This window comes from Streptomyces sp. 3214.6, assembly GCF_900129855.1.
Classification (GTDB): Bacteria; Actinomycetota; Actinomycetes; order Streptomycetales; family Streptomycetaceae; genus Streptomyces; species Streptomyces soliscabiei.
The window spans coordinates 8937314-8961580 of record NZ_LT670819.1; the positions used below are offsets into that span (position 1 = coordinate 8937314).

The 24267-nt window shown below is 73.5% G+C and carries 15 protein-coding genes; 4 read left to right on the forward strand and 11 right to left on the reverse strand.

Annotation, left to right across the window (positions count from 1 at the left end):
- Position 1 precedes the first annotated feature (1 nt).
- From B5557_RS40205 to B5557_RS40240, 8 genes are all read right to left on the reverse strand, one after another.
- On the reverse strand, positions 2 to 541 hold the full coding sequence (locus B5557_RS40205; RefSeq protein WP_079664119.1) for a DinB family protein: 540 nt from the start codon (positions 539 to 541) through the stop codon (positions 2 to 4).
- 122 nt (positions 542 to 663) lie between these two features.
- Complete coding sequence (locus tag B5557_RS40210) at positions 664 to 2490, reverse strand: hypothetical protein (RefSeq protein ID WP_079664120.1); 1827 nt, start codon at positions 2488 to 2490, stop codon at positions 664 to 666.
- The gene (locus tag B5557_RS40215) at positions 2487 to 6230 is read right to left on the reverse strand and encodes a vWA domain-containing protein (protein WP_162499673.1); all 3744 of its coding nucleotides are present in this window, start codon (positions 6228 to 6230) and stop codon (positions 2487 to 2489) included. The genes B5557_RS40210 and B5557_RS40215 overlap by 4 nt, the downstream gene beginning before the upstream one ends.
- Positions 6231 to 6234: 4 nt before the next feature.
- Positions 6235 to 7422 carry an ATP-binding protein gene (locus B5557_RS40220; protein WP_079664121.1) on the reverse strand — a complete coding sequence of 396 codons (1188 nt, stop codon included), beginning with the start codon at positions 7420 to 7422 and terminating at the stop codon, positions 6235 to 6237.
- Positions 7423 to 7457: 35 nt separating this feature from the next.
- Positions 7458 to 12464, reverse strand: coding sequence for a hypothetical protein (locus B5557_RS40225; protein WP_079664122.1), 5007 nt, complete (start codon positions 12462 to 12464; stop codon positions 7458 to 7460).
- Positions 12461 to 13315 (reverse strand): DUF4132 domain-containing protein, encoded by an 855-nt coding sequence (locus tag B5557_RS40230; protein WP_079664123.1) that lies wholly within the window; start codon positions 13313 to 13315, stop codon positions 12461 to 12463. Before B5557_RS40230 ends, B5557_RS40225 begins: the two co-directional genes overlap by 4 nt.
- A 244-nt stretch (positions 13316 to 13559) precedes the next feature.
- Positions 13560 to 13949: a cold-shock protein gene (locus B5557_RS40235; RefSeq protein WP_079664124.1), complete on the reverse strand. Its 390-nt coding sequence runs from the start codon at positions 13947 to 13949 to the stop codon at positions 13560 to 13562.
- Positions 13950 to 14054: 105 nt separating this feature from the next.
- Positions 14055 to 14441, reverse strand: a complete 387-nt coding sequence (locus B5557_RS40240; protein ID WP_079664125.1) for a DUF5997 family protein — start codon at positions 14439 to 14441, stop codon at positions 14055 to 14057.
- Between the two features lie 58 nt (positions 14442 to 14499).
- Between B5557_RS40240 and B5557_RS40245 the strand changes: the two genes are divergently transcribed.
- Entirely contained in the window at positions 14500 to 15324 is an 825-nt protein-coding gene (locus B5557_RS40245) for a LysR family substrate-binding domain-containing protein (protein WP_079664126.1), read from the forward strand.
- Positions 15325 to 15360: 36 nt separating this feature from the next.
- Here B5557_RS40245 and B5557_RS40250 read toward each other — a convergent pair whose 3' ends face one another.
- The 3 genes from B5557_RS40250 to B5557_RS40260 all read right to left on the reverse strand — a co-directional run bounded on the left by B5557_RS40250 (position 15361) and on the right by B5557_RS40260 (position 20237).
- Positions 15361 to 18147 (reverse strand): beta-L-arabinofuranosidase domain-containing protein, encoded by a 2787-nt coding sequence (locus B5557_RS40250; RefSeq protein ID WP_079664127.1) that lies wholly within the window; start codon positions 18145 to 18147, stop codon positions 15361 to 15363.
- Between the two features lie 143 nt (positions 18148 to 18290).
- A complete protein-coding gene (locus B5557_RS40255) occupies positions 18291 to 18767 on the reverse strand; it encodes an Lrp/AsnC family transcriptional regulator (protein WP_079664128.1) in 477 nt (158 codons plus the stop codon).
- Between the two features lie 123 nt (positions 18768 to 18890).
- Positions 18891 to 20237: an MFS transporter gene (locus tag B5557_RS40260; protein WP_079664129.1), complete on the reverse strand. Its 1347-nt coding sequence runs from the start codon at positions 20235 to 20237 to the stop codon at positions 18891 to 18893.
- A 445-nt stretch (positions 20238 to 20682) separates the two neighbouring features.
- Between B5557_RS40260 and B5557_RS40265 the strand changes: the two genes are divergently transcribed.
- Genes B5557_RS40265 through B5557_RS40275 form a run of 3 tightly spaced genes read left to right on the forward strand, consistent with a single transcriptional unit; the run spans position 20683 to position 24134 of the window.
- The gene (locus tag B5557_RS40265) at positions 20683 to 21513 is read left to right on the forward strand and encodes a 2-amino-3,7-dideoxy-D-threo-hept-6-ulosonate synthase (protein ID WP_079664130.1); all 831 of its coding nucleotides are present in this window, start codon (positions 20683 to 20685) and stop codon (positions 21511 to 21513) included.
- Positions 21510 to 22712: a 3-dehydroquinate synthase II family protein gene (locus tag B5557_RS40270; RefSeq protein WP_079664131.1), complete on the forward strand. Its 1203-nt coding sequence runs from the start codon at positions 21510 to 21512 to the stop codon at positions 22710 to 22712. Before B5557_RS40265 ends, B5557_RS40270 begins: the two co-directional genes overlap by 4 nt.
- A 6-nt stretch (positions 22713 to 22718) precedes the next feature.
- Positions 22719 to 24134: a class I adenylate-forming enzyme family protein gene (locus tag B5557_RS40275; protein ID WP_079664132.1), complete on the forward strand. Its 1416-nt coding sequence runs from the start codon at positions 22719 to 22721 to the stop codon at positions 24132 to 24134.
- Positions 24135 to 24267: the final 133 nt, after the last annotated feature.

The window sequence follows — 24267 nt, forward strand, 5'->3', positions numbered from 1 at the left end:
GTCAGCCCATGCTCTTCGACCCGTCCAGCGACTCACGGATGATGTCGGCGTGACCGGCGTGCTGCGCGGTCTCGGCGACGATGTGCAGCAGCACCCGGCGGGCCGACCAGCGCAGGCCCGGCTCGAACCACGGGGCCGACGGCAGGGGGTGGTCCGCGTCGAGGTCGGGCAGGGTCGCGACCAGCTCGTCGGTACGGTGCGCCACCTCGTCGTAGTCCTTCAACACTCCTGCCAGCGTCTCGCCCGGGAGCATACGGAACTCGTCGGCCCGCTTGGCGAAGTCCTCCTGGGTCATGCTGGTGAAGTCGGGCATCGCCGACGGGCCCTCCAGGATGAACGCCGCCCAAGACCGTTCGACCGACGTGACGTGTTTGATCAGGCCACCGAGACACAGCTCGCTGGCCGTGGTCCGCTGCCCGAGCTGCTCGTCGGTGAGGTCGCGGGTCGTGAAGCGCAGGAAGTGCCGCTGCTTGGCGAGCGCCTCCAGCAGGTCGGCGCGCTCGCCGGTGACGGTCTGGGCGAGGGGGGTGGAGTCGCTCATGGTCCTCTTCTTCCGTTACTGCCGTGAAGGCTGTTCCGCGGTCGAGGACCACGTTAGAAGCCATAGAGGTCAGATCCTGACCTAAAGGGGTGACCTAAAGGGGCGGGCATCGGCCTGCGTCCTCACAGCACCGCCGGCACCGCCTTCGTCCCCGCACCCCAGGCCGCCGCGCACAGTGTCCGTTCGACCTCGGCGGTGTAGACGGCCGCGGCCAGCCAGGCGTGGGCGAAGCGGCCGGTGTCGGCGGGGAGCAGCCGGCCGAAGGCGTCCCGGGAGCGGTCCGCGGCGGCGGCCCGCAGCTCGTCGAGGAGGTCGCCCGCGGTGGCGAGACCGACGCGCCGCAGTCGCCCGCCGTCGCCCGCCCCGCTGTCCGGGAACGCAAGCACCCGACGGCCGCCGGAGACCGCCTGGTGCACACGGCGGCGCAGGAGATGCAGCGGCGCCTCGTCCACCACCGGAGCGGGGGCGGGGGCGGAGGCCGCCCTGGACGTGGGCAGGTCCGCGTGTTGGAGGCGGTCAAGGCCCAGGTCCACCCGGGCGTCCGGCCGGGCGGGATGTTCCGCGGCGAGCAGCAGCGCGCGCGGGACCGGACCCGGCACGAGCCGCGCCACGATCCGCAGTCGGCTGCCCCGGGCGGCGGCCAGCAGACGGAGGTTGTCGCGGTACGGCAGCGCCGGATCCTCGTGGGCCGCGGCCAGCCGGACGGGGAGGCCGTCGCAGTCGGCCAGCAGACAGTCGCCGGCCGCCTCGCGGACCGTGCCCGCCAGGGTGACGTCGAGGAAGAGCAGGCCATGGCCGTCGCTCAGAGCGTGCGCGACCTGCTCGGCGACGGGCACCGCCCACAGCCGCTTCAGCGGCTCTGCGTCCCAGGCGACGCCGGACGCGCGCACCGCCCGTACCCCCGCGCCCGCGCCGAGCCGCCCCGTCGGCGAGACGGTCGCCCCGGAGACCGCGAGCCCCGCCCGCGACAGCTCACGGTGGGTCAGGGCGGTGTCCCCGATCCGGACGGCACGGTCGGCGGCGCCGGTCGCCCGGCTCGGTCCGCCCGGAGCCACGTCGGACACCGTGTAGAGGCGGCCCCCGGCGTCGGCGGTCCAGGTGACCGTGCCCGCGTACCCGGTCGCCGTCGACACCGGCTCGGAGAAGACGCCGTACAGGCGCAGCGAGCCGTCCGGGGTGTATGGCTGCCGTACGGTGCCGCGCAGTTCGGCCAGGCCCGGGCCGCTCGCGAAGGGCAGCCGGTGGGCCACGCCGAGGACGGTGCGCAGGGCCTCCACGAGGTCGGATCGCCGGTACCCGGGATCCGCGGAGCGGGCCGCGCGTATCCCGGTGACCACGGAGACCGCCGAGGCGGCGGCACGGGGGAGTCCCGCGAGCCGGGCGGTGTGCGCGGCGCGCAGGAGCTCCGCCTGGAGCACGGCGCCGGACCCGTCCGTACCGGCTTCCAGGACGGCGGCCGACGCGTCGTACACGGCCCGTGCGGCGGCGAGCTGGGCCGGGCCGGCGGCTTCCGACTCCGGCTCCGGCTTCGAGCCCTGCGTCGCCGCCTCTTCCTGCGCCTCCGCCTTCTCCTGCGCCTCCGCCTCCGCCTCTGTCTTCTTCTTCGCTTCCGGCTGCGCTTCCGGTGAGGATGTGGGTGCCGTGTCGGGCGTGGGGTCGGCGACCGGCGCGGCCGAGGCCACCGCCGCGCGGTGCAGACAGTCGGGGGCGAGCAGACAGCCACAGCGGATCGCGTCCGCGTCGGCCACCGAGCCGCCCGGCGCGTGCAGTTCGAGGTCGGTGTCGTCGTCGAGGGCGATCCGTACGATGTCGCCCTCGCGGACAACCGGACGAGCCGCCAGCTTGGCGATGCCCGCGTCCAACCGCTTGCGCAGCCGGGGCGAGAGCGCCTCGACGAGTTCGGCGGTGACGGACGGCGCGACCGGAGGCAGGTCCTGACCCGTGCTCATGCGATCTTCTCCCCTACCCAGCGGGCGAGTTCGAGCGGACTGAGGGCGGCGACGGGCATCCCCGCGGCGACGAGCTGACCGGCGACGCCCGTGGAGTAGCGGGGCCGGCCGGTGTCGTCGAGGCTCGCGCAGCCCAGGACGTGACAGCCCGCCCCGACCAGCGCGCGCACCTCGGCGAGCAGCCCGCCGAGCGGGTAGCCCTCCTCGAAGTCGCTCACGACCACGACGAGGGTCCGCGACGGCACGGTGACCAGCTCACGCGCGTGCCGCAGCCCTGCCGCGATGTGCGTGCCGCCGCCGACGCTGACCTCCAGCAGCAGCGACAAGGGGTCGTCGACCTGGCCGGTGAGGTCGATGACCTCGGTGGAGAACGCCAGGAAGTGCGTGGACAGCGTCGGCACCCCGGCCAGCACCGAGGCCGTGAGCGCGGCCCACACCGTGGACGCCTCCATGGACCCCGACACGTCCGTCACGAGGATCAGCCGCCAGTCGGCGGCCCGTCGCGCCCGCGTCCGGAACACCGGGCGCTCGGGGATGACGTGCACCGTGCCGTCGGGGCCGCGCCGGGCGGTCGCCAGGTTGGCGCGCAGCGTACGGGGCAGATCGAGACCGCCACCCGGACGCCGGCTGGGGCGCGGCAGCGTCGTGCCGTGCAGAGCGGGCCGCAGCCGGGTGGCGAGCTGCCGGGTCAGCGAGTCGACCAGGCGCCGGACGAGCGGACGCAGCGCGGCCAGCCGGGCCTCGGGCAGCCCGCCCGCGTGCCGCAGCACCGTGCGCAGCAGATCGACCGAGGGGCGCACGCTGTCCTCGTCCAGCTCCATGAGCACGTCGTTGCGGCCCGACGCGGCGGCCGCCGCCAGCACCTCCTCGCGGATGCCCGGCCCGAACAGCGCCGCCAGTTCTTCCGACCACTCCCGCACCCCTGGATACGGCACGTCCCGGCCGCCGCCGGACCCCGGCCCCGTCAGGTCCCCACGGCTGCCCTCGCCGCGCCCGCTGCCGTACAGCTCGTCCAGCGCCGTCGCCAACTTGCGGGCGGACGAAGGGAGCCGGTCGCTGCGGCGACCCAGGACGAGCCGCCAGCGGTCGGCGGGAGCGAGGCGGCGATCCTCCTCGACGGAGCCCACGACGGTGTGGGGGGCGGTTGTGGGGGTGACGGCCTCGGGGATCGGCGGCTGTGCGTCGCCGCATGGCGAGGGCAGCAGCCCCAGCGACCGCAGGGCGGCGCGGGCCGTGAGGTCAGCTCCGGTCCAGGCGGCGAGCGCGGCCGGGTCGACGCCGTCGGTGTCGGCCACGTACCTGGTGTCGAGGCGTTCCTCGACGGCCGCGAGGAGACGGTCGCGGGCGGCGGGGCTCAGTGTGTCGAACCCGCCCCGCAGCGCGGGAAGCCGGTCGAGGAACTCTCTGTCGGGGAGCTCGGAGATCCGCTCGAGCAGGGGCTCCAGCGCGGGCGCGGCGGCTTCCAGCAGCGGGCCCGCGGCGGTGAGCAGCCCGCTCAGGCGGGCCGTCAGGGCCGACCGCGCGTCGGGGTCGACGGCTGCGTCGACCCAGGAGGCGACACGGTCGCCGAAGGCCCGGGCGTCCTCCTGCCCGAGCAGCACCCGGACGGCTCCGGCGGCACCGCGCATCAGCGGAGCGCCGGCGGCGGCCAGTCGGGCGAGGGCGTCGGTGAGCCGGATTCCGCCCAACAGGTCGGCGCGGTGGGCGAGTTCGAGCAGGGCGTGGGCGTCGGCGGGGTCCTCGGAGCCGGTCAGGCCGTCCACCTGCCGCACCGCCGCCGCGGTGAGCAGCTCGGCGACACCGGCCGCACGCGCCGTACGGTCCTCGCCGGCGCCGAGCCCCGGCACGTGACCGACCCGCAGCCGGTCCAACAAGGCCAGAGCGGCGAGGAGTTCGGGCAGCGTGCCGGAGTGCGGCAGCACCTCGGCGACGTCGTCGAGCCGCTCGTCGGCGAGCAGCGGCAGCCCGCACTCCGCGGCTTCCGTCAGCCCTTGCAGCACCTGGGCGGCCGTCGAACCGCCCTCGTCCCGCTCCGTGCGCCGCCGTTCACGCAGCACGCCCTCGGCGGCCTGGGCGGCGGTGACCCCGCGCACGCCGGCCGCGGTCAGCATGGCCGCCGTCGCCGGCGTCCAGCGCACCTCCCAACGTGAGGTGAGGGTCTCTGCGCCGCCCGCGCCGACGACCTCCTTCGCCTCCCCGTACGGCACCCCGCACACCGTGAGGCGCCGCAACAGCAGCTCACGACGCCGGTCGAGATCCGAGCGCAGCGGGTCGAGCCGCAGCTCCCGGGCCGGGCCCAAGGAGCTCTCCGGCCCGGGCAGGCGCAGCCCCGCCACCTCGTCCTCGACCGCCGGGGCGAGACCACTGCGCGGCGCGTCCGGCGCGGGCCGGCCGGTACGCGTGCCGACGAGCACCCGCTCCATCGCCCGCGCCACGGCCCGCCCCCGCCCGTACGGCTCGCCCTGCGCGAGGACCGTCTGCACGGCCTCGGCCAACTCGCCCCGGCCCGCCGCGGGCAGCCCGCGCAGCCGGGCCAGATCCGAGGCCAGCCGGGTGATCTCCCGCGCGTCGGCGGGCCCGGACGGATGCCCGAGCCCCCGCAACTCCGCGCAGACCCGCACGGCCGCCCGCGTCAGCGCCTCCTCCAACGCGGCCGGATCCCCTGCCGCCCGCCACACCAGGTCCTGCCACTCCGGGTCCCGGATCCCGGCCGGATAGCCGGAGCGCTCGTCCAGGAGCGCATAGGAGTAGGGGATCAGGGAGGTGGTCCACGAGCCTCGCCCGGGGGCGCCGGCTTCGGCCCGCTCGCCGCCGACCGGGAGGGAGGCATCCGGCGGCTCGTCGCCGGCCGGGACGAAAGCCCTGCCCTGCGCGGGCAGGGCCGAGCCGGACGGCTCTGCCCACTTGTCACCGTCAGGGTGGCAGGCCCCGGGCTGCTCCTGCCCGGGACGCTCGGCGCCGATGCTTCGTTCGGCGCCGGTGTCTCGTCCGGCGAGGGCCGACCCCGTCAGCGCCGGGGCGTGGAAAGCGCCGATGATCACGGCGGCCCGGGCGCCGTCGGCGGTGGCCTCGGTGATACGGGACCGCATCCACCGCTCGCGCCGCAGATCCAGCTCGGGCACCCCGCCGCAGGCGGCCGCGTCCTCGCGCAGCGCCCACCCCGTCAGCAGGGCCGCCCGGCGCAGGGCCTCGGGCGGGGAGCCCGGAGCGGTGGCCTCGACCAGCCGGTCCCACAGATCGTCGCCGGGGCGGCCGGTGAGCCGGGCGCGGAGCGCGTCGGTGAGTCCCCGCGCACCCTCCTGTACCGTGCCGCCGTCGCGCCCCTCGGCCCACGCCCGGTCCCTGAGCGGCAGATCGCAGGCGATCACCGGGACACCCCGCCGGGCGGCCCAGCGCACCGCGGCCAGCTCGGGCGAGAAGTCGGCGAACGGGTAGAACGCCGGACCCCCGGCGCCCCCGCCGCTCCTGCTGTCACCGCCGCCCCTGCTGTCACCGGGCGCCGCGGCGAGCGCCACCGGGGCCCGGGTCTCCCCGTGCCCGAGCCAGGGCAGCCACTCCTGCATCTCGGCCGGCAGCTCGACGAGCACCACGTCCGGATTCGCCTGATCCAGCAGCGCGGGCACGGCGGCGGCCAGCGAGGGCGCGTGGTGCCGTACGCCGATGAGGTAGGGCGCGGCCGGGTCGGTGAGAGCGGCGAGCGCCTCGTCCGGGGCGCCCGGTGCGGTGGGGTGGAGGGACACGCCGTCAGCCCTCCAGGACCGTGCGCAGATCCCACAGGGTGCGCCAGGTGGCCGAGCCCTGTTCCGCGCGGCGACGGACGGGACCGTCCCAGTAGCCGCGCAGCCGGGCCGCGTCGGCGGGGTCGTCCTTGCGGACGACGCCGAGCAGATGACCCGGCAGCAGGCCCAGCACGTCACGGTCCCCGGGGAAGTACGCCGCCGCGAGCGCCAGCGCGCCCGCGACGGACACGGCCTCCGCGGTGCTCATCACCGTGGACGGCCGCTCCACCTCCCAGCCCTCCGCCGACCGGCCCTCCCGCAGATCGCGGAAGGCGGTGACCAGAGCCTCCAGCACGGCGTCGTCGACCTGGAAGGGCGCCCCGGCCCGCTCCACCGACGCCCGCGCCTGGCTGCGCACCAGCGCGGTCTCCGCGTCGAGGTCCGGAATCGGGCCGACCGTCTCGAAGTTGAAGCGGCGCTTGAGGGCCGCGGACATCTCCGAGACACCCTTGTCGCGCAGGTTGGCCGTGGCGATCAGGTTGAAGCCCGGCGCGGCATGCGCCAACGCGTCGTCGCTGCCCGCCAGTTCGGGTACGGCGATGCGCCGCTCCGACAGCAGCGAGACCAGCGAGTCCTGCACCTCGGGCAGACAGCGGGTGACCTCCTCGACCCGGGCGATGGCGCCCCGGGACATGGCGGTCAGCACCGGCGAGGGCACCAGCGCCTGCCGGCTCGGCCCCTGCGCGAGCAACAGGGCGTAGTTCCAGCCGTACTTGAGCTGGTCCTCGGTCGTGCCCGCCGTGCCCTGCACGACCAGGCCGCTGGTGCCGCACACGGCCGTGGACAGCAGTTCCGACAGCATCGACTTGGCGGTACCGGGCTCGCCGACGAGCAGCAGCCCGCGCTCCCCGGCCAGCGTGACCACGCACCGCTCCACCAGCGCCCGGTCGCCGACGAACTTGCCCTCCACCGCCAAGCGGCGCGGCACCCCGTCGGGGGCGTCGACGCCGTCGGGCAGCTTCAGGGCGCGGCCGTCGCTGCCCATGACGAACGTGACGACGGCACGCGGGGTGAGCCGCCAGGCGGGCGGGCGCGGCCCGTCGTCGTACGCGGCGAGGAAGGCCAGCTCGGTGGCGTACCGGTCCTCGGGCGGGACGATCTGGCGGACGGGGGCGGCGTAGGGGGCGGTGTCGGACGGGGCGGTGGTGGTCATCGGCGCGCGTTCTTCCAGGCGGGGCGGGAGGGCGGTCATCGGCGGCCCTTACGGGTGGTCCGAGTGGTGAGCTGCTCGTAGGCCGGGGCGTCACCGGCGCGGACGCGGTCCCACGCGCGCGTGAACAGTTCCGGCACCGGCGCGAGGGGCACCGCGCGCGCATGGGCGCGCACCGGGTAGAGGTTCTCCTTCCAGATCTCCACCGGCAGCGCGGGAGACTTCAGGTCCAGCCAGCCGCCCGGCAGGAAGAGGGTGCGCCCGGCACGCGGCCGCCTGGCCTCGACGACCAGGCGGGTCGCCGCGAGTTCCACGCGGGCCTTCTTCGTCCGGGCGGGCTTCCAGCCGGTCCAGCGCACGCAGTTGCGGTCCGTCGGGTCCGGGAGGGCCAGCAACTGGAGGTAGAGCGCCGCCGCGTCCTCGCTCAAGCCGTGCTGCGCAGCGACCTCGACAACCAGTTCGGGCACGCTGAAGGTCGGGTCCTGGGCGTACCCGGCGGGCCCCTCGGCGTCGGTTCCGGCCGCGAGCGCGCGGGCGAGTTCCTCGTCGAGGATCGTCCGCAGCGCCCACACGCCATGGCCCCGTCCGAGCCCCACGAGCCCCTCGAGGAGCCCGAACACCGGATCGTCGGGGGAGCCGAGCGCGCCCGGCCGGACCAGGACGGTCTCCTGGTCGCCGTACCACGGGCGTAGCACCAGCGCCTCGCCCGCGTGTGTCAGACCGTCCGCGCCGGCGCCCCCTGCTGCGGGCAGCCCGTACGCCTTGCGCAGCTCGACGGCGGTCGAGGAGCCCTTGTCCGTCCACGCGACGTCCAGGTCGACCAGCAGCCCCGGGTCGGCGACGCGGCGGCGCAACGCGGCCAGGCTCTCCGGCAGGACGGCCCGCAGCGGGTGCCCGTACGGCAGGGAGTAGGCGAGCCCGGCCAGGGCGGCCACGGCACGCGTCAGGTCGTACCGGCCGGGCAGCGCCTGCGGGTCCTCCGCGACCAGGTTGCCGTCCTTGTCCGGCCGTTGGACGGTGGTGCGGCTGATCCACGGGGTGAGCCCGGGGTTGAGGACCTCCTCGGCCGAGCCGGTGGGCAGGCCGCCGAGGGAGAGCTCCCCGGCGAGGTCCTCGGGCAGCCGGACGACCGCGCCGAGCCGCTCGGCCCACACGCGGCCCGCCGCCTCGATGTCCGGACCGGCCGTCCACAGGTCCCCGGGGCGGTGCGGCAGCAGCGCGCCGACGAGCGCCGCCCGGTCGTCGTGCCCGACCGACGCGAACAGGGCGTCGCCGAGCTCTTTCTGACGAGGCTTCAGCCCGGTCGCGGCGATCACCTCGGCGGTGAGCTGTTTCGGCCTGGCCGCGAGCAGCAGCGCCGCCTGCACGGGCCCCAGCCCGCCGCGCGAGGCGGCGGCGAGGGCGGCGGGTGCCTCGGGCTGCCAGGGCGCCGGCCCCTTGTCCCGGACGAGTCCGGTGACGGCGGCCAGCGCGTCGGCGGGGAACACCGCCGGGTGCGCGGTCTCCCGCTCCAGCGTGAAGTGGGCGATCGCGCCGAACACGCCGGCCGGGTCGTGGTCCAGGGCGAGCCAGTCCACCCGCTCGGCCTGCCGGTCGAGGCGCTGGCAGCCCAGAACGACGACGGTACGGCCGTCGCGGCGGAGCACCTGGCCGACCCGCTCCTGCTTCTCGTGCGGCTCGCTCAGCACGACCTCGCGCAGCGCGCCCGCCGGTACGGCCAGCGGCCCGTCGGTGATCGCCTCGAACAGCAGGAGCAGCGCCTCGCGTCGAGCGTCGGTCACCGTCGGGCCGGCAGCGCGGTACGCGAGCGGGCGCAGCACGTCCAGCAGGGGTGTCCACACCAGGCCGATGGCGGGAACGGTGAACTCGTCGCTGCGCCAGCCGTCGGCGACGCCGGCGGACCGGGAGGCCTCGGCCAAAGGCTTGCCGTCGGCCTGCTTCCCGGACAGCACGTGGTTGACGGCGCGGATCTGCCGCAGCGTGGTCCACCGCGTCTCGTTGCCCCACCAGCCCTGCACCTCGACGAGGCCGGTGGTGGCCTCGCGCAGTGTCTCGTCGTCGCCGTGCTCGGGTTCGAAGTCGGCGAACATGCCGTCGACACGGCCGCGTTCCGCCTTCGGCCGCTCGACCGGCGGCGCCACGAACGAGGCGGTCGACTCCGTGAGCCGCAGCATCGCGCGCACGAGCGCGGCGACACCCGTGACGAGCCTGGAGTCGCCGAGCGCGGGCAGGGCGCGGGAGACGATCTCCTGGATCACCTCGTCCGCGGCCGGGACGACGGCCTTGCTCTCCGCCGTCCCGTCGACCGCCCTGGCCGCCGCCAACTTCGCCTGGCGCTCATCCAGCGCCTGCGCCGCCGTCCGCAGCAGGCCGGCCGCCTGCTCGTCCGTCAGCGCGCGCAGGACGGCCGACGCGCGCGCGTCGCGCGGGCGAAGGGCGTGCCAGAACTCCACCGGCGGGACGAACCGGGTACCGGCGGCGAACTCGCTGCCACGCTCCATCGGCGTCACCCGGCCCAGTTCCCCGGCGGCGGAGGCGTGGTCGCACGCGTACAGGGCGATCTGCCGGTGGAGCCGGACGGCGACGGGCTCGGCCCCGCCGGGCAGCCGCAGCGAGCCGAGCGGCACGCCAGGCGCCCGGCCCCCGGCCCAGGGCAGGGCGACGGTCCGGCCGTCCGGTGTACCGACGACCGTCCGTGCCTCGGCGCCCTCGCCCTGGGTGCGCACCCAGCGCCCGAGGACCGTGCCGTCCGTGCCGAACGGGCTCTGTGCCAAGCCCGGTTGGAGCGGCAGCAGCTCGCAGTGCTGCTGGAGCAGCGTCGCGTCCTCATGGATGCCGGACTGCAGGAACGCGGGCAGTGAGGCGCGCCCGTGCGTGCCGGTGGCCGGGTCGTACTCCAGCCACACGTGGAGCCGGCCCTGCCTGCCCTGACGCCAGTACGAGGTGCCGTCGCCGAGGACGCGGCGGCCGGCGGGCAGGACGGTGTCGCCCGCGTGCAGGGTGCGCCCGCCGTTGGCGCGGCCGCCGTCGGGCAACGGGATCGAAGGGGTGCCCGCCTCGCTGCCGCCGTACCAGTAGTGGGGAATCTGGTCGCCGGTGAGCGGGAACACGTCGGCGGGGCGGGCGGACCAGTAGCCGAACTGCTTGCCGTCCTCCCGCCACATCACCAGCAGTTCGCCGTCGGTGTAGCGGAACGACGGAAGCTGCCAGCGGCTCGGGGACACGGGCAGCCGCAGGTCGTGCTCCAGCAGGATCTCCTCCGGGCCGACCACGAGCACCTTGTGCTTGCGGGAGACGATCAGCGCGGGCCACGCCTCCTGGACGGTCAGCGGGTTGTCCTGGTCGCGGTCGGGCTTGGTCTCGGCGTCGATCCGGCGCAGCGCCTCCTCGAGCGCGGGCCAGCCCAGTTCGTCCAGGATCCCGGCGCGCAGGGTGTGCCCGAGCAGGGGCGCGACCTCGTGCGCGGCGACCTTCGCGACGGCCGCCGGGCTCACCCGGGCGGCCACCGCGCGGAAGGGGCGCAGCCGTTCCAGCGCGGCCCGCGCGGCGGGCAGGCCGACCGCCGAGGCCAGCTCCCCGGCCGCGTCGTCCAACCACTCGCGCAGCACATCACTGAGCACGGGGTGGGCGGCCAGGCCCTCCAGCACCTCGTTTGCGGGACGGAAGCCGCTGACGGTGCCGATGTCGGCGTACAGCAGGCGCCGGAAGCGCGGATCGGCGGCGGTCGCCGTCAGGTCGCGCCGGCCGGGGCGGGGCTCGCGCAGCCAGCGGTCCAGGGAGAGGTACACGACCTGGTCGGGGCCGGGCAGCGTCAGCGGCACGCGCTCGGCCACGCACAGGTCCAGCAGGTCGAGGTCGGCGCCGGCGTGCCAGCGGCCCGTGCACAGGTCGACGGGACGGCCCCGCTCCCGCAGCCGGGGCGCCATCCGCTCCACGAGGGCGAGGGTGGCCGGGGAACGGTCGCTGACGTTGCCGCCGTGCTTGCGGTGCAGGGCCCACCGGCCCAGCCAGTCCGCCGGGTCCGCCTCGGAGGCCGTCTCACCGGTGAGGAGCAGGTCCGCACCGCACTCCGTGAGCAGCGCCAGCCAGAACTCGTCGTCCTCGACGGAACCGCCCAGGCCGGCCGGCATGATCTCCAACAGCCGCTCCCGCACCTCCGGTCGCTGCTCCGCGAGGACGGCCAGCGTCGACCGGTAGGAGTTCCAGAAGGACGCGGGGGCCCGGACCGCGGCGGGCGACGCGAGCAGATCGGCGACCAGGGCGCACTCCTCGGTGACCCGGTCGAGGCCTGCGGCCTTGATCAGCCCGCGCGCGTCCTGCGGCAGTGAGGCGTACGGCGGCATCCCGGCGGCGCAGCGCTCCACGGTCAGCTGCCGGAACTGCGCCCAGGCCGCGGCCGGGTCGAGCCGCGTGGCGAGGGCCCTGACGTGTTCCTTGAGCGCCTTGACCGTCAGCGCCCCGGCGAAGGCGAACTCCAGGAACACGGCCCGCTGCCGCTCCTCGTCCACCGCCAGCGCGTGCACCCGCTCGGCCTCGCGGGCCTTGCCGAAGAACGCGGACGCGTACGTCGTGTTCTCGTGCTGGAGGAAGACGCGGGCGGCCTGCTCGTAGAACGTGGGCAGGAAGTGCGGCACGGCCCGGCCGAGCCGGGTGCCGAGCTCCTCGAAGCCGTCCTTGGCGTTGCCGGGGCGGGACTTGGCCTGCCGCGCGAGCCGTTCGACGTCCTTGACCAGCGCCAGCGCGTGATGGCCGTTCGCCGGGTCGTGGACCAGCGCCCAGGCGGGGAAGCCGAGCGTCTCCCGGCGCACCTGACCGACCTCGGGGGTCTCCGTCTCCCGGGCCAGTCCGAGGAAGTCCAGCGCGAGGTCCTCGGCCTCGCCCAGGGTGCCCGGCACCAGCCGCACGATCCGCCGGTCGTCCAGCGCGGGATGACTGTACGTGCGGACGGTGAGCGTGTCGGCGTCCTCGCGGGCCGTGCTGCCCGGGGGCAGGACCGCGCCCGCGTCGAGCAGGGTGGCCGCGGTGGTCTCGTCGTAGGTCGTCATGCCGCCCGCTCCTCGTCCTCGACGTCCCGCCCGGCGTACAGCGCGGCGGCCATGCGCATGCCTTCCGACCAGGCCACCGGCCCGATCCGGCCGAGCTTCAGCACCCGACCGGCGGAGTCGGTGAACACCAGGGGGCCGGTTTCCGCCTGCTCGTAACCCTCGTAGTCGCCGACCCACACGCGGGCCTCGACGGTGCGGCCATCCTCCAGGACGGAGGTGACGGCGTGGCCGCCGCGCACACGGTGGCCGAGCTGGGTGACCCGGCCGTGCAGGAACCGCTGCTCCTTGAACACTCCGCCGGCGTACTCCTCGACGGCGGTGCCCTCGGCGTCGAGCGCGGCGGGTCGCTGCCACACCTCGCGGAAGAGCTGCTGGGCGCGCTGCTCCACGCCGAGTTCCACGGCGAACTCCCGCAGCTCCTCCAGGTCTTCGAGGAGCACGGGGTGCGGGAGGCGGACGAGGTCCGGGGCGATGCGGACGGTGTCGCCGTCGAGGTCGACCAGGCCGAGGCCGCGCTCGGGGTCGGCGTCCCGCAGGAATCCGGCCACCTCGCCGTCGGCGCCGGTGACCACGAGGTCGCGCAGGGCGGCCTGCCAGGCGGGGTCGGGCCACACCCGCGCGAGGACGGCGAGCGGCACCGGCAGCGAGCGCACCATCCAGCGCTCCACGTGGGCCAGGCACTGGCGTTCGTGCCGCTCCAGCCACTCGGTGAGCTGACGCAGGCCCACCACCGCCGGATCGTCGGCGATCTTGGGCGGCACGGACTTCAGTCGTCGCCCGGCCGCGTTGCGGCACACCACCTTGCCGTCGTCGAGAGCGACTTCGTAGTCGCCGGCCGACACCCACCCCATGTGTGCCTCCCGCACCCGCAGTGATCAAGTGACGGGAACTGTAGAACAGGCCACTGACAACGGGGTCCGACAGCCGATCAGGCCGGGTCCGGCCCTTTCTGCGGCGCCGGTCCGGAGGCTGGGACAGGGCCGGGAAGACGCCCGGGGAGACGCCCGGGAACCGGTCCGGGGACAGGCACCGGCGGTGGAGGAGGCGGCCCGGCCCGGGCCGCCTCGGGCCCGGCGTCGGGCGCCGGGTGGCTGGTCAGCCCTCGACCCAGCCGTGGTTCTTCGCGAACTGCGCCAGCCCGGCACGCACCTGGACGATCTGCTCGCCGGTGAGCGAGGGCGCCGACGTCAGCAGCGCCTCTGTGACGTCCCGGGTGAACTCCTCCGTGCTGAGCACATCGCACAGGACGTCGTCGTCGGCGGCGAGGGGCTTGCCGTCCGCGCCCCGCGCGAGCCGCACCCCGGACGCCTTCGGACCGCGTTCGCCGTCCTCGATCTCGAACTCCACCACGATGCCCCGGCGCACCTGCGACTCGGGCATCAGCATGTCGTTGACGTGCAGGAATACATCCTCCCCGCCGTCGTCGGGCGCGATGAACCCGTAACCGCGCTGGCTGTCGAAGCGCACCACACGACCAGCAACCATCCCAACCCCCAGCAACCTCGAAACACCCACGTCGGTGAACCTGCCCAGATCGTAGTCAAAGCGACGGCCCCAGGGCGACTCGCGGGCGTCAGGACGCCGGGGGCCTCAGGACTCGTCGCGCTCCGCGTCGCGCTTCTTGATGCGGACGGTCTCCTTGCGGACCTCGGCCTGGGTGGCGCGCTCCTTCTCCAGCCACTGTGGCCTGGCGTCCTTGAGAGCCTCGATCTGCTCGGTGGTGAGCGCCTCGGTCACCCCGCCGCGGGCCAGGCCCGCGATGGAGACGCCCAGCTTGGCCGCGACCACCGGACGGGGGTGCGGGCCGGTCTCGCGCAGCGTCCGCAGCCACTCGGGCGGGTTCGCCTGGAGCTCGTTCAGCTCGGCGCGCGAGATGACGCCCTCCTGGAACTCGGCGGGCGTGGCGGGGAGGTACACACCCAGCTTCTTCGCCGCGGTGGCGGGCTTCATCGTCTGGGTGCTCTGCTGCGAACTCATACTTCCCAGGGTATCGGCCGTTGACGAGACCTCCGACCACAGCCGGTAGCCTGGCGGGATGACCGACTCGGCGGATTCCCTCTCGTTCCGGCTCGCGTACGTCCCCGGAGTGACGCCCGCCAAGTGGGCGCGGATCTGGCAGGAGCGCTTGCCCGACACGCCCCTCACCCTTCTCCAGGTGACCCCCGCCGAGGCCTCCGACCTCTTGCGCGAGGGCGCCGCCGACGCGGCCTTCGTGCGCCTCCCGGTCGACCGTACGGTGTTCAGCGCGATCCCCCTCTACACCGAGACGACCGTGGTCGTGGTCCCCAAGGACCACGTGATCACGGCGGCCGAGGAGATCACCCTGGACGACCTCGCCGACGAGGTGGTCCTGCACCCCCTCGACGACGTCCTCGGCTGGGAGCAGCCGCCCGGCGAGCCCGCCTTCGAGCGCCCCGCGACCACCGAGGACGCGATCGAGCTGGTCGCGGCGAACATCGGCGTCCTGGTCGTGCCCCAGTCCCTGGCGCGCCTGCACCACCGGCGCGATCTCACCTACCGCACGGTCGTCGACGCCCCGCAGTCGGAGGTCGCGCTCTCCTGGCCGGAGGAGGCGACCACCGACCTGGTCGAGGACTTCATCGGCATCGTCCGCGGCCGCACGGTCAACAGCACCCGGGGCCGTGCCCCGCAGGCCGCCCCGGCGAAGGAGCGGCAGCCGCGCAAGGCGCAGCCGGGCGGCGGCGCGCCCCGCAAGAGCGTCGGCGGCCGAACCGGGGGCGTGAAGAGCGGCGGTGCGAAGAGCGGCGGTGCGAAGAGCGGCGGTGCGAAGAGCGGGGGGACGAAGAGCGGCGGCGGCCGGCGTGGAACCGGCGGCGGCAAGCCCCGCCGCCGGTCGTAGCGACCCGCCGGTCCTCACACCCCCGGTCCGCCGGTCCTACGGCACGACGGTCGCCCCGCGTGCCGTACGCACCACCGTCTCCCCGTCGGCCTGCGTGAGCAGCCCGGCGGCCATCCATGCGTCCACCACGGTCCGCACCCGCGTCACCAGCGCCGCCTTCCCACGGAACGGCGCCGCGGCCCACACCTCGTCGAGCAGGGTCGTCCCGTCCGCCTTCGCCGGGTTGGCCACGCCCGAGTCGCTGTTCCCGAACACCACCCGGGGCTCGGTCCTGCGCACATACGCGTGCGTCGGATCCTCGGTGCCCTCGAAGAAGGGGGCGAACTCGGTGCCGTCGAGCGTGAAGTGCAGCGGCTTCCCGCTCACCGGGGTGAGGGAGGGCAGCAGGTCCCCGGAGAGGGCCGCGTTGCGGTAGAGCCCGAACTCCAGATACTGCGTGGCGGAGTCGCGGGCCACCAGGTTGAACGGGCCGTAGAACAAGGTCTGCAGCGACGGGTCGTCGAACGCCCGCTCCACGCGCAGCCGGAACGGCATCGCCACCCGGACGACGTCCCCGTCCCGCCAGGTCCGGGACACCGTGAAGTAACTGCCGGGCGTCGGCGTCCCGTTGACCTTCCGCCCGTTGACCGTCACCCGGAACCCGGCCGTGGCCCAGGACGGCACCCGCAGCCGCAACGCGAAGGCAGCGGTCCGCCCGCGCACCGTCAGCGTGCTGCCCTGCTCGCGCGCGAAGTCGGTGCTCTGCGCGAGAGTGACGCCCTTCTCGGCCCAGGTGAGCGTGGACGGACTGTAGAGGTTGACGTAGAGCGCGCTGCCGTCGGCGGCCTTGAAGTACACCGAGTCCTGGTACTTGGTGGCACTCTCCATGCCGGTGCCCTCGCAGCAGGTCGTGCCCTGCTTGGGTGTGTAGTCGCGCACATGACCAGGGGTGAGCCCGATGAAGTACGTGACCAGCGGCTTCTCCGCGTCGTCGGTGTCCTGCTTGGAGCCGAGGACCTGGTTGTACAGGGCCCGCTCGTAGTAGTCCATGTAGGCCGGGTCCTGCTCGTGGAAGAACAGCGTCCGGCTCAGCTTCAGCAGGTTGTACGCGCAGCACGTCTCGGCGTTCGTCGCGCCGATCGTCCCCGCGATGACGTCCCGCGCCTTCCAGAACTCGCCCGTGCTGGTACCGCCGATGCCGTACATGCGGTGCGGGACGACCATGGTCCAGAAGTTCTTCGCGGCGGTGAGGTAGCGCGTCTCGCCCGTCGCGTCGTACAGCCGCACGAGGCCGGTGAAGATCGGGATGTGCTGGTTGGCGTGCAGCCCGTCGAGCGTGTCGGTGTTCGCGGCGCAGGCGTCGATGAGCTTGTCGAGGTCGAACAGCCGGGCCAGCGCGAGGTGTTCGGCCTTGCCGGACAGCGCGTGCAGATCGCAGATCGCCTCGACGATGCCGCCGAACTCCCCGCTGGAGAAGATGCCCCACATGCGCTGGAGCGTGGCCTCGGGCAGCTTCGACAGCCGGGAGTACATCCAGTCGCACATCCCGGAGGCCAGGTCGAGTGCGCGGTCGTCGTCGGTGGCGAGGTAGGCGTCCAGCAGCCCTCTGAGGATCTTGTGGGCGGTGTAGTAGGGCGCCCACACCTTGGTGTAGTCGCTGCCGGTCATCGACTCCAGCTGGATGAACTGGGTCTCCGGGTAGGCCGCGAGAAAGCCCGGATGGCTGGGCCCGCCCCAGGTGCGGCGCAGGGTGGCGGTCAGGCCGTGCCCGGAGGCGTCCGCGAACGTGCTTGCCGAGGTCTCGTCGAACGCGTAGGAGGCGAGGTCGCCGGCCGTCCGGCCGCTCTGCAACTGCGTCACCTCGTCGGCGGTCAGCGCCCGCGACCATACGTCGAAGCCGCCGAAGGCGCCCGCGAAGACGGGGTCGGACGCGTAGTGGGACCGGCCGAGCCAGTGGTGGGCGAGTGTGCCGAGGGCGGCCGGGGTGAGCGACATGGCGGTGTTCCGGGCCACGGCCGTGCCGTTGACGTACAGGGTTCCGGTGCCCGCGGCGATCGTCACCGCGAGGTGGCTCCACTGGTTCAGGGGCAGCGCGGCGGTGCCGTTGATCCCCTGCTCCCCGCCCGCACCGCCGGTGGTGACGGCGAACCGGGGCACGCCGCTCGCGTTGCGTGCGGCCAGGTAGAGATACCGGGTGGTGTCGTTGCCGAAGTCGAAGATCCGGGTCCAGCCGGCGTCATGGGTGGGCTTCACCCAGGCGGCGAGGGTGACCTCCGCGGCGCCGCCGAGGACGCCGGACGGCAGCTCGACGTACCGGTAGGAGCCGCGCACGTTCTCCACGGCCGTACCGAACCTGCCGTCGACGCTCAGCACGGTGGGGTCGTGCCGCAGCGACTCGCGCACCTCCGTCAGCGCGCCGATCGCCGTGCGGATCTTGTCCGCGAACACCTTCTCGCCGGTGCTCGCGTACGCCTGGGACAGCATGGTGAGGAAGTGCCCGGTGTAGTGGCCGCGCAGGTTGCCGTTCGCCTCCCCGTCCAGGCCCTCCCAGCCGCCGGGGGCGACCGCGCCGAGCGTGGAGCGGCCGGCGTTGGCGCGGAAGACCTGCAGCAGCCGGTTCACGTCGTAGCCACGGGCGTGGTCGAGCATCAACTGCCGCTTGGCGGCGAAGACTCCGGGGCCGAGGGCGACGTCCTCGAGCGGGAAGGGCTGCAGGGACCAGGCGGCCGACGGCGGGACGGCGGCCGCGGAGGCTCTGGTGGCCGCCGTGGCGGAGAGTGCGGGGACGGCCGCCGCGAGCATCGCGCTCTGGAGAAGGATCCGTCTGCTGAGAGGCGGTGCCATGTGCTGCTCCTCCAGTCCACGTGGGGGTCGCCCCCCTCGTTTGTTCGACATTGCGAACGGTGTGCGGATGGTCGACCAGACGCTAGAGGGGGGACGGGGGTGCGTCAACGGTCCTGACGAGACTGAAAGTTGCGGACCGGGAGCTACTTCGCGGCAGCGCGCCCGATCGACTCCACCAGCGGCAGCAGCCGGTGCGGCACCCGTTCGCGCAGTGCCACCTCGGTGCGGGTGCGGACCACGCCGGGCACGCTGATGAGCTTCTGGATCACGTCCTCCAGATGCTCGTTGTCACGCGCCACGACCCGCGTCACAAGGTCGCCGCCGCCGGTGATGGAGAACGCCTCGACGATCTCCGGTACGGCGGCCAGCGCCTCGCCCACCTCGTCCAGATGGCCCTGGGTGACCTCGATGTGCACGAACGCGAGCACCGGGTGGCCCAGCGCGGCGGGGGAGAGGGACGGACCCGTGCCGGTGATCACGCCGTCCCGCTCCAGCCGGTCGAGGCGGGCCTGGAGGGTGCCGCGCGCGACGCCGAGGAGCCGGGCGTACTCCCGCACGCTGGTGCGCGGCTGTTCCAGCAGCAGCCGCAGGATGCGGGTGTCCAACTCGTCCACGGCCATGACCCCGGCCTCCTCGGCATCCTCGTGTGCGCGTGATCAGCGCCGACTGTACCCATGGCCCGGTGGAACAGGCATCGCCCGGGCCAGTGGTGAAGAGGGCGTCGTCACGAAGGTCCGCGAGCGTCAGACGTCGAACTCGTGGTCGCGGGTCTCCGGCAGGGCCAGCAGGCACAGGAGGCTCACCAGACAGAGTCCACCGGTGTAGAACCCGAGGACGAGCGGCGACCCCCAGTGGCTGTTCAGCCAGGTGGCGACCGACGGGGCGAAACCGCCGCCGAAGGTGTTGGCCAGGATGAAGGCGGCGGAGGCGCCGGTGTAGCGCATCCGGGCCGGGAACAGTTCCGGCAGGAAGGCCGCCACAGGAGAGAACATCAGGGCGAGGAACATCAGGCCGACCGTGTAGGCGCCGGTGATCACCAGGCCGTTGCGTGAGCTCAGCGAGGCGTACATGGGGACGGCCCACACCACGCAGCCGACGGCTCCGGCCAACATCAGCGGGCGGCGGCCGATCCGGTCGGACAGCCTCGCCACCGGAAGGGTGACGGCGATTCCGGCCGCCGCGCCGATGCTCGCGGCAGTGAGCATCGTGTTCCGGGGGATGCCGAGTTCCTGCGGGCCGTAGGAGAGGCTGTAGACGATCGTCAGGTAGTACACGGCCGAGCCGCCGATCGCCGCGCCGGTGCCGAGCAGCAGCCGGCCGGGGTACTGCCTGAGGATCGTGCCCAGTGGGAATCGGGGCGCCGCTTTCGACTCCGGTGCCCGTGCCGTGGTCGTGAAGACCGGGGACTCGGAGACCGTCGTGCGCACCCACAGGCCGACCACGACCAGGACGGTGCTGAGCAGGAACGGGATGCGCCAGGCCCAGTCGGTGAAGCCGTCCATGCCCACGATGTTCATGGTCGGCAGGATGACAGCGGTGGAGAGCAGGAAGCCGAGCGAGGGGCCGGCCTGCGGAATGGACGCGTACAGCGCGCGGCGGCCGGGCGGCGCGTGTTCGGCGGCGAGCAGTACCGCCCCGCCCCACTCGCCGCCCATGCTGACGCCCTGGAGCAGACGCAGTGCCACCAGCAGGACGGGGGCGAGGAGTCCGGCGGTGTCGTACGTGGGCAGCAGCCCGACGCCGACCGTCGCCACGCCCATCATCAGCAGCGAGATGACCAGGGCCTGTCTTCTGCCGAGCCGGTCGCCGATCGTGCCGAACAGGACGACGCCGAGGGGGCGGGAGAGGAAGGCCGCGGCGAAGGTGAGGAAGGCGGCCAGGGAGGAGAGGGTCGCGTTGCCGGAGGGGAAGAAGGCAGGACCGAGGACGAGTGCGGAGGCGGTCCCGTACACCGTGAAGTCGTAGTACTCGATGGTCGTGCCGACCAGGCTCGCGGCGGCGACCCGTGGCGCGGATCCCGCGGTCCCGGTGGTTCGCGGCGCCGTCGGGGAAACGGGCTTGAGGGTGGTATTGGGCGGTAATTCAGGCATGGGGAGTCACTTCCGATACGCCCGGTCCGTACGGTCGCACGGGCCGGGACCGAATGGGGAGGGAAGGCCTCGCATGTAACACGAACAAGAGCGCCCCTGTCACCCTCATCCGCGAATTCAATTTCAACCGGGAAGGCTTCTCCGTCGAAATGGGCGCTGATTTACACGTGACATCGGTACAAAGCGAAGAAACTACCCTGAACGTCACCCTCCGGCCGCGTCAACCCGCCTGACCTGTCAACCCGCTGTCAAATACTCATGCGTTGCCGTGTATGAATATTTACAGGCGATCACACCTTGCCAACGGCTGATCACGCACGGAATGCTGACGCGGGGGAACTTGAAAGTTCTACGACCATCGTTTTTCAGACATGGCGACTGCATCAGGCTGCTCCGGTACGGATTCCCTGAAATGCGGTCTCCAGGCTGGGAAGGCTTATTACCCATGCTGAAAACCGGCAAGTTATTGCGCTTAAGAAGACTTTCGCTGGCGGGGGATGGCCGGCATCTGTTCGTGCCGCTCGACCACAGCGTTTCGGACGGCCCGATCGTCCCCGCCGACAAGTGGGACGACCTGTTGCGCGCACTGGTGGACGGCGGGGCCGACGGGATCATCGTCCACAAGGGACGGGCCCGCGCCTTCGCCCCGGACATCCTCAAACACTGCGCCCTCGTGGTGCATCTGAGCGCCAGCACCGCCTGTTCCGCCGACGTCCACGCCAAGGTGCTGGTCGCCGACGTCGAAGAGGCGCTGCGGCTCGGCGCGGACGCGGTGAGCGTCCATGTGAACATCGGCTCGGACACCGAGGCCCAGCAGCTCGCCGACCTGGGGGCGGTGGCCGGTTCCTGCGACGCGTGGGGCATGCCGCTGATCGCGATGGTCTACCCTCGCGGCCCGCGGATCGACGACCCGCGCGACCCTGCCCTCCTCGCCCATGTGGCCAATGTCGCCGCGGACCTGGGCGCGGACATGGTGAAGACCTCCGTCGCGCTGCCACTGGAGCGGATGGCCGAGGTCGTGGCCAACAGCCCCATACCGGTCCTGGCGGCCGGCGGCCCGCCGGACGACTCCGACCTGGTCGAGTACGGCACCGCGGTGATGGCCTCCGGCTGCCGCGGACTGGCCGTCGGCCGCCGGATCTTCTCCTCGCCCTCTCCCTACGCACTGGTGTCCCGGCTCTCCGCGGTCGTGCACGGCGGGGGAGGGATCGCTGCCGAGATGAGCATGACCCCCACAACCAGCAACTACTCGACGATCGTGGCAGGTGTCGCATGAGGTTCGCGTGGATCGATCTCCGTGAAGTCCCCCGTCCGCAGCTGCAGGCGGTGGTGGACGCCGCCGTCCACGCCCGCATGGCGGGGGTGCTCTCCGCCGACGCGGAGCTGCTCGCAACGCTGCCCCCGACCATCACCCGGGTCCTGGCCGCCGACGGCCCGGTCGCGGCGGTCACGACGCTCGCCGCGAAGAAGCCCGACGACAAGGCGACGAAGGACGCGGCGGGCGCGAAGGGCGCCAAGGAGGCGAAGCCCGCCGGAATCGACGTCCTGTTGCGGAAGTTCAGCACCCAGGACGAGCTGGACGCCCTCGCCACGGCCAACCGCGCCACCGGCGGCAGCGCCGCCATCACCCCCGTCGCCGGCTTCATCGGCGTACGGGACGACCGCACCCTGCGGCTGTCGTGCTCGGGCGCCATGGCACTGCCCTACACCGTCATCCACTTCGCCGACCCGACCAAGATCCCCCTGGAGATCGTGCTCGCCGCCGCCGAGTCCGCCGAGGGCAAGCTGGTGACCGTCGTCGACGGTCTGGAAGAGGCCGCGATCGTCTTCGACGTGCTCGAACGCGGCTCGGACGGCATCCTGTTCACGCCCCGCAGCGCCGACGACGTCTTCGCGCTGGCCCGGTTGTTGGAGGCCACCACGCCCCAGCTGGAGCTGTCCACGCTGACCGTGGAGAGCATCCGACACGTCGGACTCGGCGACCGGGTCTGCGTGGACACCTGCTCGCACTTCGAGGAGGACGAGGGCATCCTCGTCGGCTCCTACTCCTCCGGGTTCGTGCTGTGCTGCAGCGAGACCCACCCGCTGCCCTACATGCCGACCAGGCCGTTCCGGGTCAACGCCGGCGCCCTGCACTCGTACACGCTCGGGCCCGACAACCGCACCAACTACCTCAGCGAGGTCGGCTCCGGCAGCGCCCTGCTGGCCGTCGGCGCCGACGGACGCACCCGACGGGTGGTGGTCGGCCGGGCGAAACTCGAGTCCCGCCCGCTCCTGGAGATCCGCACCCACGCCGAGGACGGCCGCCTGGTCAGCCTGACCGTGCAGGACGACTGGCACGTACGGGTGCTCGGCCCGGGCGGCAAGGTCCTCAACGTCACCGAGCTGCAGGCGGGTGACGAACTGCTCGGCTACCTGGCCGCGGACAAGCGCCATGTGGGCCTGCCCATCGGCGAGTTCTGCAAGGAGGTCTGAGGCCCGATGGGCGAGCACCTGTCACCGCCCGGCGCGGACGACCGCGACGACGGGATGAGACCGCTCGTCCGGCGTCTCTTCGAGGCGCAGGACGACAGCCTTCCCTATCTGATCCACCGTCAGGAGATTGTCACCCGGGGCGAGTTACGCGAGCGAGTGGCCAAACAGGCCGCAGTCTTCGCCGGTTACGGCATCGGCCCCGGCGACACGGTGGGGCTGCGGACCCCGCCCAGCTTCACGCAGGTCGAGGTGCTGCTCGCGCTGTGGCGGCTCGGCGCGCAGGTGCTGCTCTTCGACTTCCGGCTCAAACCGGCCGAGGTCGCCGGGCTCTGCGCCGTCTGCCGGCCGCAGTTCATGGTGAGCGCCGGCATCAATGTCCAGGCCACCTTCGGCTTCCGGTCCGAGTACGAGGTCGTCACCGAGCGACAGAGCGGCGGCCGGCCGGCGGCCACCGACCACCGGCTGGTCCAGTTCAGCTCGGGCTCCACCGGCCGGCCGAAAGTGATCGGCAGGACCGCCCGGTCGCTCGCCGCCGAGGTGGACCGGTTCGCCGGGATCCCCGGCATGCCGGGCCCGGGCGACCGGCTGCTGCTGCTCAGCTCGACCGCGCACAGCTTCGGCCTCGTCGCGGGGCTGCTGCACTCCCTCGCGGCCGGGGTCTCGGTGGTCTTCGCCCCCCGGATCTCCGCCCGCGACATCCTGCGCACCGCCGCCGACCATCACGTGAGCGCCCTGTTCGGGGTGCCGATGCACTACGAACTGCTCGCCGCCGCCCTCGATCCCCCCGCACTGCCCGACCTGCGGGTCGCGGTCTCGGGCGGAGAGCTGATGCCCCCACCGGTCGCGGCGCACTTCGCCGACCGCTACGGGGTGCCCGTCGGCGAGTCCTACGGGACCACCGAGACCGGCGTGGTCGCCATGGACACCGGCGGCGCCCTGCGGCCGGCGGTCGGCCGGGGCGCCCCGGGCGTCGTGCTCCGGGAGCACCGGGGCGAACTCGACGTCGCCCTGGAGGAGTCGCCGTACCTCTTCGGCACCGGCGGCGCCCAGTACACCGACGGCTGGCTGCACACCCGGGACCGGGCCACCGTGGACGGCTCCGGGGCGGTGACGGTGCACGGCCGGGCGGACTCCCTCGTCGTGATCGGCGGCCTCAAGGTGGACCTCGTCGAGGTCGAGAACGTGCTCCGCGAGCATCCGGCCGTCGAGCAGGCGGTCCTGGTCCACGAGGACGTGACCGAGGCGTACGTCTCGCTGTCCGCCGGGGCCGGCCAGCCGACCGCGGAGGAACTGCTGCGCTGGTGCCGGCAGCGGCTGGCCGACTACAAGCTGCCGCGGGTGATCCGGCTGCTGAAGACCCTGCCCCGCACGTCCAACGGGAAGCTGCTGCGCCAGGCGGCGGCGTTGCGCTCCTCGGATTGAACCGGGGCGACACCGGACGTCTGTTGTCCGCGGGTCGTCCGCGGGCCGTCCGTGGTGTGTCGCGCCCACGCGGCGGAGCCGCACGATGCCACAGCCCCGCGCCCCCCGGGGTGCTGCACTTCCCCGAAATCAC

Bases quoted from the DNA above. Each gene is read 5' to 3' on its own strand.
- B5557_RS40205 (WP_079664119.1), bottom strand. From the start codon at position 541: ATGAGCGACTCCACCCCCCTCGCCCAGACCGTCACCGGCGAGCGCGCC.
- B5557_RS40210 (WP_079664120.1), bottom strand. From the start codon at position 2,490: ATGAGCACGGGTCAGGACCTGCCTCCGGTCGCGCCGTCCGTCACCGCC.
- B5557_RS40220 (WP_079664121.1), bottom strand. From the start codon at position 7,422: ATGACCACCACCGCCCCGTCCGACACCGCCCCCTACGCCGCCCCCGTC.
- B5557_RS40225 (WP_079664122.1), bottom strand. From the start codon at position 12,464: ATGACGACCTACGACGAGACCACCGCGGCCACCCTGCTCGACGCGGGC.
- B5557_RS40230 (WP_079664123.1), bottom strand. From the start codon at position 13,315: ATGGGGTGGGTGTCGGCCGGCGACTACGAAGTCGCTCTCGACGACGGC.
- B5557_RS40235 (WP_079664124.1), bottom strand. From the start codon at position 13,949: ATGGTTGCTGGTCGTGTGGTGCGCTTCGACAGCCAGCGCGGTTACGGG.
- B5557_RS40240 (WP_079664125.1), bottom strand. From the start codon at position 14,441: ATGAGTTCGCAGCAGAGCACCCAGACGATGAAGCCCGCCACCGCGGCG.
- B5557_RS40245 (WP_079664126.1), top strand. From the start codon at position 14,500: ATGACCGACTCGGCGGATTCCCTCTCGTTCCGGCTCGCGTACGTCCCC.
- B5557_RS40250 (WP_079664127.1), bottom strand. From the start codon at position 18,147: ATGGCACCGCCTCTCAGCAGACGGATCCTTCTCCAGAGCGCGATGCTC.
- B5557_RS40255 (WP_079664128.1), bottom strand. From the start codon at position 18,767: ATGGCCGTGGACGAGTTGGACACCCGCATCCTGCGGCTGCTGCTGGAA.
- B5557_RS40260 (WP_079664129.1), bottom strand. From the start codon at position 20,237: ATGCCTGAATTACCGCCCAATACCACCCTCAAGCCCGTTTCCCCGACG.
- B5557_RS40265 (WP_079664130.1), top strand. From the start codon at position 20,683: ATGCTGAAAACCGGCAAGTTATTGCGCTTAAGAAGACTTTCGCTGGCG.
- B5557_RS40270 (WP_079664131.1), top strand. From the start codon at position 21,510: ATGAGGTTCGCGTGGATCGATCTCCGTGAAGTCCCCCGTCCGCAGCTG.
- B5557_RS40275 (WP_079664132.1), top strand. From the start codon at position 22,719: ATGGGCGAGCACCTGTCACCGCCCGGCGCGGACGACCGCGACGACGGG.